Consider the following 14,951-nt stretch of genomic DNA (forward strand, 5'->3'; position numbering starts at 1 on the left):
TGGTTTATGCAGCTACTTTGTTTAAGTAAGCAATAATATCGTTTGATTCATACAGCCATTGTACTTGGCCGTTTTGCTCTATACGCAGGCAAGGCACTTTAACTTTTCCGCCTTGTTCTAGTAGCTCTTGACGATATTGCTCATTGTCTTTTGCATCACGCGTTTCTATGTTTAAGCCTTCGCGTTTAATGGCGCGACGTACTTTTACACAAAACGGGCATGCTTTAAATTGATACAGTTTAAATTGTGAGGTTTGCTGATCAAGCTGTGCTTGCTCGTCGCTTGCACGCTTTTTACTGCGAGGAGTAAATACAAAATTAAAGAATAAAATTATACAACCTAAAAACCAACGAACTAATTTCATGTTCTGCGCTCTGCTTACAACAATTTAAGGAGCCAGATTTTAGCACAAATTTACAATCAAAAAAGTGTAATACTGCGAGAATTACACTCAAGTAATTTAATTTAATAAAAGTGCTTCTATAGCAAGACCATATCATCCCTATGAAGTACTTCTGCGCCACTATCGTAATCGAGTAACTGGCCTATTTGACTAGAATGCGCACCCTTTATTTTATTTACCTCGGTGCTACTAAAGCGCGTTAAGCCCCGTGCAATTACTTGATTTTTATTATCTATTAAATCAATTAAATCACCGCGTTCAAAACGTCCAAATGCATTAGTAACGCCTTTAGCAAGTAAGCTTGCGCCTTTATTTTGAAGGGCGCCAATAGCACCTGCATCTATAACAATTTGGCCGGTACTTTTAGGCCCGGCTAGTAACCATTTTTTACGGCCATCTTTTGGAGCGGTGAGTTTTAAAAAACGCGTGCCTGGTAACTCGTCACTCATGCATTTTAAAATAACGTTTTTACCTGCGCCTTTAGCAATAATAACTTCAACACCTGCGCGCCTTGCAATGTCGGCGGCTTGCAGTTTAGTCGCCATACCGCCGGTGCCTAAATTTGTACCACTGCCACCAGCAAGTTGTCGCAGTTCATCGTTTATATGTGTTACTTCACCAATGAGGGTGGCATCGGCGTTTGTGCGCGGATCGCTGGTAAATAACCCTTCTTGATCGGTAAGTAGCAGTAACTTATTAGCATTAGCCAAAATAGCGACAAGTGCCGATAAATTATCGTTGTCGCCTACTTTTATTTCGCTGGTAGCGACTGCGTCATTTTCGTTAATGATGGGTACAACGTCGTAATTTAATAACGCATTGAGTGTATCGCGGGCATTAAGGTAGCGCTCTCTGTCGTCTACATCAGCGCGAGTTAGCAGCATTTGCCCTACATTTACACCGTATAAACCAAACAAGCTCTGCCAAATATGAATAAGTTGACCTTGTCCAATTGCAGCAAGCATTTGTTTATCAATTAAGCTTCTGCCACAGGGTTTTAATAGTTGTTCGCGCCCAGCAGCTACCGCGCCGCTCGATACTAAAATAACGTGATGACCCTGCTTTTTAAGCTCGCAGCATTGGCGTACTAATTCAACCATATGCGCTTTGTCTAGCTTATCGGTGCCGCCAGTTAGTACGCTTGTACCAAGCTTTACAACTATTACCTGTTCCCTTTGCATGTGCTTTTTACTACTGATTAATTAAAGATGAATTAATTTATACCAGCTCGGTATTTTTGAACAAGTTAAAAATATTCATGCTAGGATCTGATTTTATTAAATTATGTAAATTACTCTCTATGCCTGCCAGTTTATGTTTAATTATTGCCACCTTTTTATGGGGCAGCTCTTTTATTGCGCTCAAATATGCCATTGCCATTTACGACCCTGCCTTGGTGATATTTTTACGCATGCTCACCACGTTAGTTTTGTCGCTTTGTTTATGGCGCTATGTTATTCGGTTTGAGTATTTAAAAGGTGACTGGAAGTATTTAGTGGGTATGTCGCTTGCTGAACCTTGCTTGTACTTTTTATTTGAAGGCCATGCAATGGAATACACATCGGCCTCGCAGGCTGGGGTTATTGTGTCGTGCTTGCCCATTATTATTGCGCTACTTGCCTTTTTATTACTTAAAGAATACATAAGCAAATCCATTGTGGTCGGTTTTACGTTGTGTATTGGCGGCAGTATTTTACTTACGCTTCTTTCACCCAGTTCTGAGCAGGCACCTAATCCGTTGTTGGGTAACTTTTTGGAGCTTATGGCTATGGTGTGCGCTGCATTTTATACCGTAAGTATTAAGCATTTGGCTAATCGCTACTCGCCTCTTACTTTAATTGCTTTGCAAGGTATTAGCGGTAGTTTGTTTTTTGCGCCATTTTTGTTTTTTATCGACCTACCAAGCGAAAACCAACATGACTTAACCGCACTTATGAGTATTTTATACTTAGGCTCGTGTGTAACTCTGGGTGGGTATGGCATGTATAACTACGCTATTAGCAAGGTGTCGGTATTAACTGCTGCGGCGTATTCCAATTTAATTCCTATTTTTACACTTATTTTATCAGCTATTATTTTGGGCGAAGTGCTTAACATTTGGCAATGGCTGAGCATATTTATAGTGTTTATTGGTGTAATGGTAAGTCAGCGCCATCAAGAGCTTGTGGTTGATATACCACTGAGCGAATCTGGCGAAGACATCTGTGCAGATACAAGCAATCTTAAATCAGTACCAGAGGCAAGCGAATCAAAAGGGTAACAGGTAAGCAAATAAAGCCCTGGAGTATGTAAAAATGTGTTCTGGGATTGATGAATAACCTCAATCCCTGTTACTTTATAATGTTGTACCTCCCCACTTTGTAACTGCAAAGTAAACTCCTCACCCACTTTGGCGTTTTGTAAAAATGCAAAGTGGGTGTCGTTATGCCCTGCTATTAGCGCGCCTTTTTCGTTTCCAAATTCTTTTCCGCCAAGCTCCCCTGCGGGTAAAAATTGGCTAGGCGCAAATGCTAAATTACGACCACTCGCTCCAGCCAATACGCTTAATGTTTTATTATGGCTTGGCCAATCAAGCTTTGCAGTAACGTAGCTGTCGGCGTAATACCACGGCCTTACTTTAATCCCGGGTGATTTAAGCGCCTCTTGCCATGCTTGTTCAATTAATACTTGAGCAAGCCACGCTTTTGCCTGCATATAAGCACCGTGACCAAATAATCCAAGCCCAGCGATTAGTAAGCCCGCGCTTAGCCACCTTTTCATTTTAAGTCTCTTTTCATTTAGGGATTCGCTCTGTGTTTAAATTTAAGAGCGCCAAATCCTAATAATAAAATACAGCCTAATAATATGTGCAGCCTACTTTGCCCATCTGTTTGTGGTAAACGCATCGCCATACCTTGTGGTACTACATTAGTAGCTTGCGCCGTTTGCTCTGCCACTTCTTTTATTTGAGTTTGTTCAATCGCTATAAAAGCAGTAAACGGGCTAAGTAATTGATGAGTAAGTGCAAGCTCCTGTACTTCATCTTTAACTGTATTTTGCTCGTTGTATAAAAGTAATGACTTAATTTTTTGGCGCGCCCACAGTTTTGCTATACCTTGAGCGCTTGAGCTATTTTGTGTACTTAATTTAATACTTAAAGGCCCTTGTGCTGTTTGCCCAGCAAGTACCACACTTTTAGCATTATTAAGTTTTATAGCGACCATGATAGGCTCGCCAAAATATAAATCAGGTAGTGGTGATGGCCAAAAATCTAAGCTGTTACCGCTTTCATCGCTTAGCGCCAAATTAGTAATAGCCGGGTGTGCAAGCTTATCAAACAACTGCTGCATTTTAGGTTGCACCTCGCTTGTGCTGCCTATAAACGTAAATGAGCCCTTACCGACATCTGCCGCTCGGCGCATAAAAAAGCTATTCGGTGCGCTGCCAATACCCACTGTAAATAAGCGGCTATCCCCTAACTTACTTTGAATATTTTTAAACAATACATCCTCATTACTAACGCTACCATCAGTTAAAAATACAACTTGGCGTACAAAACCATCAAACTCGCTGCCATCAAGTACGGCATTAAGCGCACCTTGTATTTCTGTGCCGCCGTCGGCTTCTAGGCTATAAATAAATCGCTCTGCACGGCGTAAATTAAAGTCGCTGGCTATAAGTGGTTTATCGCTCATTGGAGTCACTATGTTGTCAAAACCAATTATGTTAAAGCTGTCGTCGCTATCAAGTAATGACAGCGCATAAAACAAGGCTTTTTTAGCTTGCTCCATAGATTGCCCGTGCATAGAGCCTGACGTATCAACTACAAATACCATTTCGCGAGGTAAGCGCTGAGTTTGTGTAAAGTGATCCCCCGGTGGCATTAGCATAGCAAGCCCGTATCGGTCACCATTTTCAAACTGCTGAGTAAAAAATGCGGCTTGAGCTTGCTCTTTTTGCAGCGGTTTAAACTCAAGTACAAAGTCGCGATTAACTGCATTTGTCTCATTTAACGCTATTTTATATTGCCCAAATGCTGTGTTTTGTACATCAACATTATGAAATTTAGAATTGATATCCACCAGCTCTAAGCCTACATCTATATCAATGTTTAAGCTAAATTGGCTGCTTGGTACATTATCATTTTGAGTACTATTTTGAGTGATGTTTTGAATGCTGTAAACAGGACTTAACCACCCAGTTGGGAGTGGGTTAGTATGCGTTTGGTTTTGAGTATTAACCTCAACCTCACCACTAATCGCGTGATAACGCGGTGTAATAGTAGTCGGAAATCTAATAGCGAATGTGCCGCTGCTGTAGTCAATTATTTCTTGATACTCAAGCTCAATTACTACTTGCTCACCAGGACCAATATTTGCCACATTCGTAATAAACATATTGGCGCGTTGCTGGCGTACAAGGGCCGCTTGCTTGCCTGCTTTTTTAGCCTCCTCGTATTTTTTTTCGGCCTCTACCTTTTTATCAATTTGGCCTTTAATAACTCGCTCACCTATACGCATTGTCATGGCGTGTACGGCGCTTTCATCTGGCAATGGAAAAACGTAGCGCGCGTTAACTGCATACGGGTTTTCGTTTTGATAGGTCTGCGTTACTACAACATGGTTAATTAGGCCAGTTAAGGTCATATTGGCATCGCTTTTTAATATTATTGCAGGGCCTGCTGGCGCCCCATTGCTATCAAAAAGCTCTAACTTGGGTGATTGCGCATGGCTTTTAAAACTTGCTAACAGCACAATCACTATGAATATAAAAATGCTTACTTTAGTAAGCATTTTGGTTGGTTTACTCAATTTGAACATAAAATCACTCCATCGAACGCTTAGCTTTACTTAGATTCAGTTAGGTTTAGTTACTCGCCGTTTGGCTATTTACACCATTCATTGAGCGAGTGGTAAGCGTTACGCGTCTATCAAAAAAGTTATCTTCTACTGTGTTGCTATTAGCCAATGTTTGCTGCTCGCCAAATGCTTGCGTACTTAAGCGTTTGTGGCTCACACCGTGTTTTATTAAATAGCTTTGCACGGCATTTGCGCGTTTTTTAGAAAGTAAAAGATTAGCTTGCTCATCGCCGCGCTGATCGGCAAAACCGCTTAAATCAAGCGCGAGTTGTGGTTGGTTGTTTAACAAGGTAACGAGTTGGTCTAACTGCAATGCAAAATGCGGGGCTATAGCACTTGAGCCTGTTTTAAATTGCACCGTCATCGCCAATAAGTTATTAATTTGAACTTGAGTTAACTGCTCATTTTGATTGGCAAGCACTTCTAGCTGTTGCTCTAACATATTATTGTGGTTAAGCACGTGTTGGTAATCGCTGGTTTTTTCTTTCATAACCGTAATTGCACGCTCTTGCTCTGCAATTTTGTTATCTGCTACTTTTGAATCACCTATTAAACCACCGGCAAATGCCCCAATAAACGCACCTATTGGCCCGCCTACTACGCCGCCAATAATAGCGCCTGCACCTAGCCCAATAGCCGTTTCTTTATGGGCTTCTTTTGATGGCGTGTTAGATGTTGAGGCAATTGCTGGAGTACAAAAACTAGCAATCAGTGTTAACGCAATTAATGTCTTCTTCATGATTTGATCCTTAAACTTACTTTTAAATTTGTGATGTTTTGTTTTGATGGGTGTATTAAAACAAGTTCAAGTGGCAATAAAGGGGAGCAAAAATGGCAAACTGCTGAGCAATTGTGGCAAAAAAATGGCAATTGCCTTTTTAACCTTACTTAGGTTAAGAACTTCGTTATAGTGCACAACAGAGGCAATAGGATAATGATTAGAATGAAAAAAATAGCCATCATTGAAGATGAACCCGCAATCCGCGAAAACTACATAGAAATGCTGAGCTTACAGGGCTACCAAGTGAGTGGCTTTGCAGATCGCGCCAGCGCTGAAGCTGCATTTAAAAATGCCCTGCCCGATTTAGCCATTGTTGATATTGGCCTAGGCCATGAAATAGATGGCGGTTTTTTACTGTGCCAAACATTGCGATCGCTTTCTAAAACACTGCCTATTATTTTTTTAACCGCTCGCGATAGCGAAATAGATACCGTATGCGGCCTGCGCATGGGCGCCGACGACTACCTAACAAAAGACATTAGCTTGGCTCACTTGGCTGCACGTATTGGTGCGCTATTTCGCCGAATGGAAGCACTTGAACAACCCGCTGATGCAAATGCACTCATAACACGCGGGCAGTTAACACTCGACACGCAACGTATGCAGGTTTTTTGGCAACAACAATTAGTTGATTTAACCGTAACCGAATTTTGGATGCTGCATTCACTTGCCCAGCGACCAGGCCATGTTAAAAGCCGTAACGAATTAATGAGCGATGCAAAAATTTATGTAGACGACAGCACCATTACTTCACACGTAAAACGTATTCGTAAAAAATTTATAGCACTCGATAGCACCTTTGATTGCATAGATACCGTGTATGGCATGGGCTATCGGTGGGAACAACACTAATGCTACGATTTGGTCTGCGCAGTAAATTTATATTACTTTCATGTTTTTTGTTTTTGCTGCCGTGGCTTGGCTACGAGTACGTATGGGAAATGGAAAAGTTTTTACGCCAAGGCCAAGAAAAAACCCTAGTAGGCACCACTCGTGCTCTTGCTACTGCATTACATGAGCGCCCCGCATTATTTGACGAGCAAACTAACTTTTTAGATCAAGTAATAAAAGGCCGCGATTTATACGCTTATAATCTTAAAAACCCCATTCAACTCGACGGTAAACTTAACGATTGGGACAGCTATCAGCCGTTATTTTGGCATTACGACAATCGCTACTTACAAAAAACAGATAACAAACATCAAGCCAGTGACTTATCGTTTGATCATATGGTGGGAAAATTTGATAACTACTTATACGCTGTATTTAAAGTCACCGACAATACCCTTATTTATCGCGCTAAAAATAGCTTAAGTATTACCAATAACGATTATTTACAAATTGGCCTAAAGACGCCTGACGGCCAGTTTAATACTTATATAATTGCGCCGCGCCAAGATGGCTGGGTTAATGCATTTGATGCAAATACCAAAGCCCCATTTACAAAAATTCAGGGCTATTTTGAAAGTACCGAATCAGGTTATAGCGTAGAGCTGCGCTTTCCAATTAGCATGCTGGGCAACAAACTTGGTTTTGCCATTGTTGACATTGATAGTAAAGAGGCATTGTTAGAGCCTAAAATAATGTCGACCTCAAACTTAAATAATCCAAACGATTTAGGCTCAGTATTAGTTCCTTCTCCAGAAATTAGCCGTATTTTAAGAGGTATGGGTCACAGTGGCAGTCGTATTTGGGTGGTTGATAACCATCATCGCGTACTTGCGCAATCGGGTACTATTCAAAATGCAGATGGCGTATGGGCTGATGGACTTGCCAACCAAGCACCTGAAACTTGGTGGCAGCGCTTTGAGCTAAATTACTTACACCCAATTTACTATAAAATCTTAACGCGTCCCGAAAATGAGTTTTTAGATACCCTGCACGATGTAGCTTCTATGCAAGGCACACATTTGGCGAAAGCATTAAAAGGACAACCAGCATCGTCTTGGCGCTTAACCCCCGACAGCAAAGCCGTTATTTTATCGGCCGCTTATCCTATTTGGATCCAAGACCAAGTAATTGGCGCGGTAATAGCAGAGGAAACCACAAACGGCGTACGTACACTACGTAATAAATCACTCGAAAAACTCTTTAACGTTATTTTAGCTGTGATGCTAATTGGTACTGTCACCTTGTTCTTTTTTGCCTCACGTATATCGAACCGAATTAGGCGGCTGCGCGATACAGCTGAGCAAGCAATTGATGCACAAGGGCGTGTTACCGGCAGTATTAATTACAGCGATGCTAACGATGAAATTGGCGATCTATCTCGTAGTTTTTCAAACATTGTTAGTCGACTTGGTGGCTATACCGATTACTTAGAAAATATGTCGTCGCGATTGTCACATGAGCTGCGCACGCCGGTTGCCGTAGTGCGCTCATCCCTTGAGAACTTACAAAGCTTGCCACAAAACGAGCTCAGTCAAAAATACCTCGATCGCGCCAGCGAAGGCGTTGAACGCTTAGGTAAAATAATAACCACCATGAGCGAAGCCACCCGCCTTGAGCAAAGTATTCAAAGCAACGAACCTGAACCTTTTGATTTACAAAAAGTAATAAATGGCTGCATGCAAGGCTATCAGCTTACCTACCCAAACCAGTTATTTACGCTTGATGTATGCCAAAACAAATTACCAATGCAAGGTGCACCAGAGTTTATAGCTCAGCTGCTTGATAAACTTATTAATAACGCGCTGGAGTTTAGTGAAGCCAATACGGCGATTAATGTAAGCCTTAAGCAGAGCGAAAATAAAGCAACACTAACAGTGAGTAACACTGGCCCAGCTTTACCCGAAGGATTAACTGAGCATATTTTTGACTCAATGGTGTCGGTACGTAGCCAGCAAATGCAACAACAACCACATTTAGGCTTAGGGCTTTATATAGTAAGGCTTGTGTGCAACTACCATAAAGGCAATGTAACAGCGCAAAACAACGAACAAGCCGATGGTGTCGTATTTACCGTAACACTGCCGTTAGTCAATGGTTAAGGCTGTATTTATACCGTTATATTCGTACCGTTATATTTATAGCTACAGCATTATATGCAAATAGTAATTACGTAATAAATTAGGGTCTGTTGATCTTTGCGGATTAAAATTTGTTCAAACTAGGGGCTATTTAATCGCGGCGCGAGATTTGTAACCTAGTGGGCTAAGTCAAAACCGAGCAACAAAGAGTAAATAGCCCCTAGGAAGAACCCTTTGGGCAGCGCATGTTTGGCATTAATGCTACGTTATCGCCTATTTATGGGGAATAACCACACTGTATAGGCTCTGCCTTGCCTAAATACCAAACAGACTGCTGCAAATTTAACCTTGAAAGATCAACAGACCCTAAATTCAGCTGTATATTATTTGTTAAACTAATTTATTTTTATTTACCTCAACTCCATATAAATTAACAATTATATTCTACTCGTCCCTCAAAACCTGCCGATTACAATTTAGTGCAACTTCAAATGTAACTATTCACTTTTTATTCAGTCAAACGGCCATACCCTAATACCATATTAAAGTATTACATTTGAGGAATACCCATGAAGCCATCACTAGAGCGTGAAGAACTAGACTTTATTTTTGATTTATATAGGTCGTCTAAAAAGCCTGAATCAGAGAGTGTAAAACCTAAAAGTACTAACTACAAAGAGCTAAGAAAGCACGACACGACTAAAAGCCAAGGTATATCGCACTACCTAGTCTAATTTGATTACGCTTGAGAATTCACGCGTTCCAAAAATGCTTTAATGCAGTTTATTTCGGCTAGTTTTACTTCTTCGCCTATTTCAGGGCCTTTTTTGCCATTTTTAAGTGCATTTTGCACTACCTGCTTCTTATCCATTTTTTGCAGTTCAGTATGAATTGCTCGCAGCTTAGCTGCTTGCGGGTATGGCTTGTCTACAAGTGTTTTACCACGCCCTTGTGCATCGCATTGGCACGCTTGAGTAAACGCTATAAAACGTCCTGGGTGTACCAACGCATTTAAGTTAGTCACTATTAGCTTGTGAATGGTTTGCGGCCTTAACTGATCAATCGTGTGGCAAAGGGTGTGATTATCACTGGTGAGTACGCCAACATCGCGAAAACGGTTAGGCACTTTTAAGCGCTCACAAAACTTTTCAATTACCGCAACGCCTTCGCGTTCGTGTCCACGTAAGTTTCCATACTTTTTAAAGCTAAGTGCTTTACCAAAGTCATGCGTTAGTGCTGCGAAACGTGTTTCTAAATCAAAATTTAAATCGGCAGCGCGCCTAAGTACCAGCATAGTATGTATAAATACATCCCCTTCAGGATGATGGTTTGCCGGTTGCGGTACATTAACCATGCACTCAAGCTCTGGGAAAATACCTAAGCCTTGCAGTGCTTCAAAATAAAGCTCAGGGTGCTTTTCACCCAGTGCTTTTTCAGTTTCAAGCCACACGCGCTCAGGTACTAAATGATTTAGCTCACCTTTATTTTTAAGCTCGCGCATTAATGCATACGTACTTGGGTGAATACGCCAATCACTGCCATAGCGCGCTAAAAAACGGGCAATACGCAGTACTCGAACAGGGTCTTCTACAAATGCCTCTGTGGTGTGGCGCAGTGTTTTATTTTGTAAGTCAGTTTGGCCATTAAACGGGTCAATAATATTACCGTGTTCATCAAGCGCCATTGAATTTATGGTTAAATCACGCCTTGCTAAATCTTCTTCTAGCGTCACTGTTGGGCTGGCATCAACCACAAAGCCAGTATAGCCTTTGCCACTTTTACGCTCTGTGCGCCCTAGTGCATATTCTTCTTTTGTTTTTGGGTGTAAGTAAACCGGAAAGTCGCTACCTATTGGCACAAAACCAAGCGATTGCATTGTCTCTGGTGTTTCACCAATCACTACATAATCGTTATCTTTTGATTTTATATTTAGCAGCTTGTCGCGCACTGCACCACCAACGAGGTAAACTTTTTTTAAGTTACTTTTCACTTTATTCCTAATAACACTTGCCCAATTGTTTGACGCTAATCATAACATTAATTAAAAAATTCTGCGGTGTTTGCCAAGCTTAAGTAAGCTCATTACAATGGTGCATTATTTTTAGCTATAGCCTCACATTCAATGAAAAACCACTCATCAAAAAAAGAACTCATGTTACTGCCTATTTTATTAGTGGTTATTTTAATGTGTGTGGCGGGGCACTTTTTACTACAAGCTAATTTTCAAGACAGTAATATGGTTGAATATATGTTGGCAGCGCTTCCATTTGCTATGTTTGGATTGGTTATTGTGGCGTTTAAAATGGCGGCTAAAAGTGAGCGTGATGATAACGAAAAGTAGTTAATAACTACTTTTCGTTATTCTCTTATGTTAATTATTGATATGTTTTTTCTGCAATTGTCACTTTTTCTAGGTAACGTCGAGACTCTTCCCTCGAATGTTTAGTTGTTAATATGTAATAAAACTGACTGGAAGTAAGTTGGTTTATTTTCGAAAAAGCAATATCCCTATCTTGATTAAATATTCTTAGTACATTACCTGCGCCACCGTTGTACGATGAAATCATGGCATAGTGTTGGTTTTGTTGAGTATTAATCTTATTCAAATAATCGTTCTGTAAAATACTTAAGTAAGCACTGCCTATATCAATGTTATTTTTAGGATCAAAAAGAACCTCTTTGCTTGGTTGGCCCGATACTTTTTTTATTCGTTGGTATACATCTTTACCTGCAGTTGCAGGAATTATTTGCATTAAACCATAAGCATTTGAAGAACTCACCGCATACGGATTAAAATGACTTTCTGTTTCAATAATACCGTAGATAAGCGACGCTGATATTTGGTATTTCTTTGATGCAGCTAAAACATACTCACTATATTTTTGTTTTCGTAAATGAGCATTTTGTTCGACTAATTCAAAAGTAACGGATGTAATCTGATGACCATCACTACGTTTTTTTTGCATTTTTGTATCAATTAAATAATGAGCAAAACGATTCGCTCTCCATTGATATTTAATGGGAAGTCCATCTTCATCTAAAACTTGCTGATATAAAAAAGGTTCGCCTTCTAAAATCGGAGCTTCACTTGTAAAAATATCCGTTTTATCTGGGTCGCTTGAGGTTAAAAGTGTGGTAACAATTGCTTGGGTTAATAACGCGTCTGTATTTTTAGTCGCGATTGTTTCAACGAGAACAGTGCTGCTATCAAAATCAATGATTGCTCTAGCTTGGTAGTCATTACTATATTTCACATACTTTCTACGTGTTGGTTGCTGAGTATTTTTTTTCCCCCACTTACGGCTAACAACACTCTCTAAAGTAGCTAAAAGCTGCCCAACACTACCAACTTGCTTTTTAATTGAACGTTGTGTTTTTTTTACTTGCTTTTGAATTTCTTTAACGTCGGTGGGGTTGCTCTTCACTTGGTTAGCAAGCTTATTGAGATCTCTTACCGGCGCCAAATGTGACACTGATTCACAGCCGGCTAAGAATAAAATTAGAACTATAAAACCATACTTCTTCACAAACATCCCTATTAAACACTGTTAAATTATAAAATATAATAACCAAACCAATCTGGCTTTATTGTTTGTGCTTCACCGCTTGGTGTCAACTTTATATTTAGTTTACTATCGAGTAAATCAATGGCAAAACAATCGTCTACGTCATGTAAATCATCTTTATGAATATGGCTAAGCCCTGCGAGTAAATCGTTTTTAGCTCGCTCTTTAGCTTCATGGCTACTGCTTGCAACATACAGTGCAAAGTCGTGTTGCTCAGCCATAGAATCACTTCTGTAAGCGCCTAAATTTACAAAATAGAGTTGCTTATTTTGTTCAACGTACGCATCAACAATCTCTACTTTAAAGCCATCAATATGATTAATTGCCATGTAGCTATCCATGTGAACACTACTTCTGTCGCCTACCCACTGGCTTTTTAACTTTGTATAAGTTTGCTCGATGTTTTGCCCTACAACAAAACGAATATCATGCATTTCAATGTGGCAACCTTGAATCCGTCCACCTAAATACACCATAAATAACTGCATGCTTTTCCTTAACCTAAATTATCAACATCAATATTATGCTTTTTAATCAGCTTATAAAAATCTGAGCGGTTGCGCTTAGCAAGCTTAGCGCCTTCGGCTACGTTACCATCTGCCATTTTTAAAGTGTTAATTACATAGTCACGCTCAAACTCTTTTTTAGCGTCGTTTAGTGATAATGGTTCTACGTTTGTTTCGTTACTATTTAGCGCAGCTAATACTAAGTGCTCTGAAATAACATCGCTTGGCGTTAATGCTACAACCTGCTCTACTACGTTTTGTAGTTGGCGGATATTACCTGGCCAGTCGTAACGCACAAGCGCATGCATAGCATCGCTTGCAAAGTGTTTTTCAGTTTGCTTCATGCGCTTAGCAATGCTTGCACTAAAGTGCTGTGCTAATAAGCTTATATCTTCGCGGCGCTCACACAATGGCGGTAATTTTAAATTAACTACGTTTAAGCGATAATATAAATCTTCTCTAAATTGCTGGTTTAAAATAGCTTCAGGAAGATTTTTATGTGTTGCCGATACAATACGTACATCAATCGCTATTTCTTCTTGAAAGCCTACGGGGCGAATTGTTTTTTCTTGTAATACGCGCAGTAACTTAACCTGCAAGTTAAGTGGCATATCGCCTATCTCGTCTAAAAATAGCGTGCCGCCCTCAGCTTGCTGAAACAAACCTTGATGATCTTTAATTGCGCCCGTAAAAGAGCCTTTTTTATGACCAAATAATTCAGACTCTAAAAGCTCACCCGGTACAGCGCCGCAGTTAATTGCAACGAAAGGGCCACCGCTTACATGACTATGCTGATGAATCGCCTGTGCGAGTAGCTCTTTACCTGTACCACTAGCCCCCGAAATCAATACATTAACTTGCGTTGGCCCAAGTAGTTTTACTTGCTCTAACAAGTGCAGCATTGTGCCACTACGCGTAACTATATTGCTTTTTGGTACAACTTCATCTGCATTAACACCATGTATTTCTATCGCTTTAGCAAGGCTGTCAAATAGCTCATCTTTATCTACAGGTTTAGTTATAAATGCAAAAATGCCCTGCTTAGTTGCCTCTACGGCATCAGGAATTGAACCGTGCGCTGTCATCATAATGACAGGTAATGCAGGGTAGCGGCTTTGCAACTGACGATGCAGTGCCATGCCATCCATTTCATCCATACGTAGGTCGGTTATTACGGCGTCAAACACTTGGCTTTTTAGTGTTTGTAGTGCGGTTAAGCCACTTTCACAGGTCATTACTTCGTATCCTTTTGATTCGATGCGAATAGCGAGCAGTTTTAATAAACTAGCGTCGTCGTCAACGAGTAATACTTTTGCACCTTGCACTTTGGTTGCTGCCATAGTTACTGCTCCTTAGTTTCTTCTCGTAGTAAAAGCTGCTGCTCAATTGTTGCTAACGATGAGAGGGTTTCTTGCATTTTATTGTTAAGTGCTTGCTGCTCTTTTTTAGCATTTATTTGCATAGTCACTTGCTGCTTTTGAAGCCATAAATATTGCTTTATATCATCTGGCCAAAAGTAAGCAAGATCGAGTTTTAACAACTTAGTCATCACCGTATTTGGATCATCATTTATGTTTAAGCACATAAATTTAAAAAAGCGTTTAAGATCGTTTTCACCTGTAAAAATATCTTTTTTTGGCACCAATTTAAATCCGCCACACTGATTAGCGTGCCATGCAATAACTTGCTCTGCAGGCGGATAGCTAGGTTCTATTTTTGGTCTGGGTTTTGGACTAGGTTTACTGTTTTTGTCGTTCGTTATTTTGGTATCGACCACAGGTGCAGGTGTAATTGACACACGCTCTTCTTGCCCATTATTAATTTCACAACCTGATATAACCATGCTGCTACTGAGCACACATAAAATAGCGATTAAACGCAAGCGCAT

At 40.3% G+C, this 14,951-nt stretch carries 15 protein-coding genes; 5 read left to right on the forward strand and 10 right to left on the reverse strand.

Annotated features, from left to right (window positions below; all coding sequences use genetic code 11):
* Positions 1 to 4: 4 nt before the first annotated feature.
* Complete coding sequence (locus I6F40_RS04685; RefSeq protein WP_007581591.1) at positions 5 to 364, reverse strand: glutaredoxin family protein; 360 nt, start codon at positions 362 to 364, stop codon at positions 5 to 7.
* 116 nt (positions 365 to 480) lie between these two features.
* Positions 481 to 1,584, reverse strand: a complete 1,104-nt coding sequence (gene proB / locus I6F40_RS04690; protein ID WP_165721072.1) for a glutamate 5-kinase — start codon at positions 1,582 to 1,584, stop codon at positions 481 to 483.
* Between the two features lie 119 nt (positions 1,585 to 1,703).
* On the opposite strand from proB, the gene I6F40_RS04695 reads away from it, so the two are divergent.
* A complete protein-coding gene (locus I6F40_RS04695; RefSeq protein ID WP_197192579.1) occupies positions 1,704 to 2,663 on the forward strand; it encodes a DMT family transporter in 960 nt (319 codons plus the stop codon).
* On the opposite strand, the gene I6F40_RS04700 is transcribed toward I6F40_RS04695, so the two are convergent.
* The 3 genes from I6F40_RS04700 to pdsO are packed head-to-tail and all read right to left on the reverse strand — an operon-like array spanning position 2,558 to position 5,980.
* Complete coding sequence (locus tag I6F40_RS04700; protein WP_166378085.1) at positions 2,558 to 3,163, reverse strand: class GN sortase; 606 nt, start codon at positions 3,161 to 3,163, stop codon at positions 2,558 to 2,560. The genes I6F40_RS04695 and I6F40_RS04700 overlap by 106 nt on opposite strands.
* Positions 3,164 to 3,180: 17 nt before the next feature.
* Positions 3,181 to 5,202, reverse strand: a complete 2,022-nt coding sequence (locus I6F40_RS04705; protein ID WP_166378083.1) for a marine proteobacterial sortase target protein — start codon at positions 5,200 to 5,202, stop codon at positions 3,181 to 3,183.
* A gap of 46 nt (positions 5,203 to 5,248) precedes the next feature.
* The gene (gene pdsO, locus I6F40_RS04710; protein ID WP_166378081.1) at positions 5,249 to 5,980 is read right to left on the reverse strand and encodes a sortase-associated OmpA-like protein PdsO; all 732 of its coding nucleotides are present in this window, start codon (positions 5,978 to 5,980) and stop codon (positions 5,249 to 5,251) included.
* Positions 5,981 to 6,184: 204 nt separating this feature from the next.
* On the opposite strand from pdsO, the gene pdsR reads away from it, so the two are divergent.
* The 3 genes from pdsR (at position 6,185) to I6F40_RS04725 (ending at position 9,725) form a co-directional block, all read left to right on the forward strand.
* On the forward strand, positions 6,185 to 6,874 hold the full coding sequence (gene pdsR / locus I6F40_RS04715; RefSeq protein WP_166378079.1) for a proteobacterial dedicated sortase system response regulator: 690 nt from the start codon (positions 6,185 to 6,187) through the stop codon (positions 6,872 to 6,874).
* Positions 6,874 to 9,012, forward strand: coding sequence for a proteobacterial dedicated sortase system histidine kinase (gene pdsS, locus I6F40_RS04720; RefSeq protein ID WP_166378077.1), 2,139 nt, complete (start codon positions 6,874 to 6,876; stop codon positions 9,010 to 9,012). The genes pdsR and pdsS overlap by 1 nt, the downstream gene beginning before the upstream one ends.
* Positions 9,013 to 9,560: 548 nt before the next feature.
* Positions 9,561 to 9,725: a hypothetical protein gene (locus tag I6F40_RS04725; RefSeq protein ID WP_166378075.1), complete on the forward strand. Its 165-nt coding sequence runs from the start codon at positions 9,561 to 9,563 to the stop codon at positions 9,723 to 9,725.
* Positions 9,726 to 9,730: 5 nt separating this feature from the next.
* Here I6F40_RS04725 and I6F40_RS04730 read toward each other — a convergent pair whose 3' ends face one another.
* Complete coding sequence (locus I6F40_RS04730) at positions 9,731 to 10,981, reverse strand: multifunctional CCA addition/repair protein (RefSeq protein WP_166378073.1); 1,251 nt, start codon at positions 10,979 to 10,981, stop codon at positions 9,731 to 9,733.
* Between the two features lie 132 nt (positions 10,982 to 11,113).
* Between I6F40_RS04730 and I6F40_RS04735 the strand changes: the two genes are divergently transcribed.
* On the forward strand, positions 11,114 to 11,332 hold the full coding sequence (locus I6F40_RS04735; protein WP_166378071.1) for a hypothetical protein: 219 nt from the start codon (positions 11,114 to 11,116) through the stop codon (positions 11,330 to 11,332).
* A 34-nt stretch (positions 11,333 to 11,366) separates the two neighbouring features.
* Here I6F40_RS04735 and I6F40_RS04740 read toward each other — a convergent pair whose 3' ends face one another.
* The 4 genes from I6F40_RS04740 to I6F40_RS04755 all read right to left on the reverse strand — a co-directional run bounded on the left by I6F40_RS04740 (position 11,367) and on the right by I6F40_RS04755 (position 14,951).
* Positions 11,367 to 12,464 (reverse strand): murein transglycosylase domain-containing protein, encoded by a 1,098-nt coding sequence (locus I6F40_RS04740; protein WP_331460296.1) that lies wholly within the window; start codon positions 12,462 to 12,464, stop codon positions 11,367 to 11,369.
* A gap of 80 nt (positions 12,465 to 12,544) precedes the next feature.
* Positions 12,545 to 13,045, reverse strand: coding sequence for a DUF1543 domain-containing protein (locus tag I6F40_RS04745; protein ID WP_166378067.1), 501 nt, complete (start codon positions 13,043 to 13,045; stop codon positions 12,545 to 12,547).
* An 8-nt stretch (positions 13,046 to 13,053) separates the two neighbouring features.
* Complete coding sequence (locus I6F40_RS04750) at positions 13,054 to 14,403, reverse strand: sigma 54-interacting transcriptional regulator (protein WP_166378065.1); 1,350 nt, start codon at positions 14,401 to 14,403, stop codon at positions 13,054 to 13,056.
* Positions 14,404 to 14,405: 2 nt separating this feature from the next.
* Entirely contained in the window at positions 14,406 to 14,951 is a 546-nt protein-coding gene (locus tag I6F40_RS04755; protein WP_024607489.1) for a hypothetical protein, read from the reverse strand.

The organism is Pseudoalteromonas sp. SWXJ133, assembly GCF_015864365.1.
Lineage (GTDB): Bacteria > Pseudomonadota > Gammaproteobacteria > Enterobacterales > Alteromonadaceae > Pseudoalteromonas > Pseudoalteromonas arctica.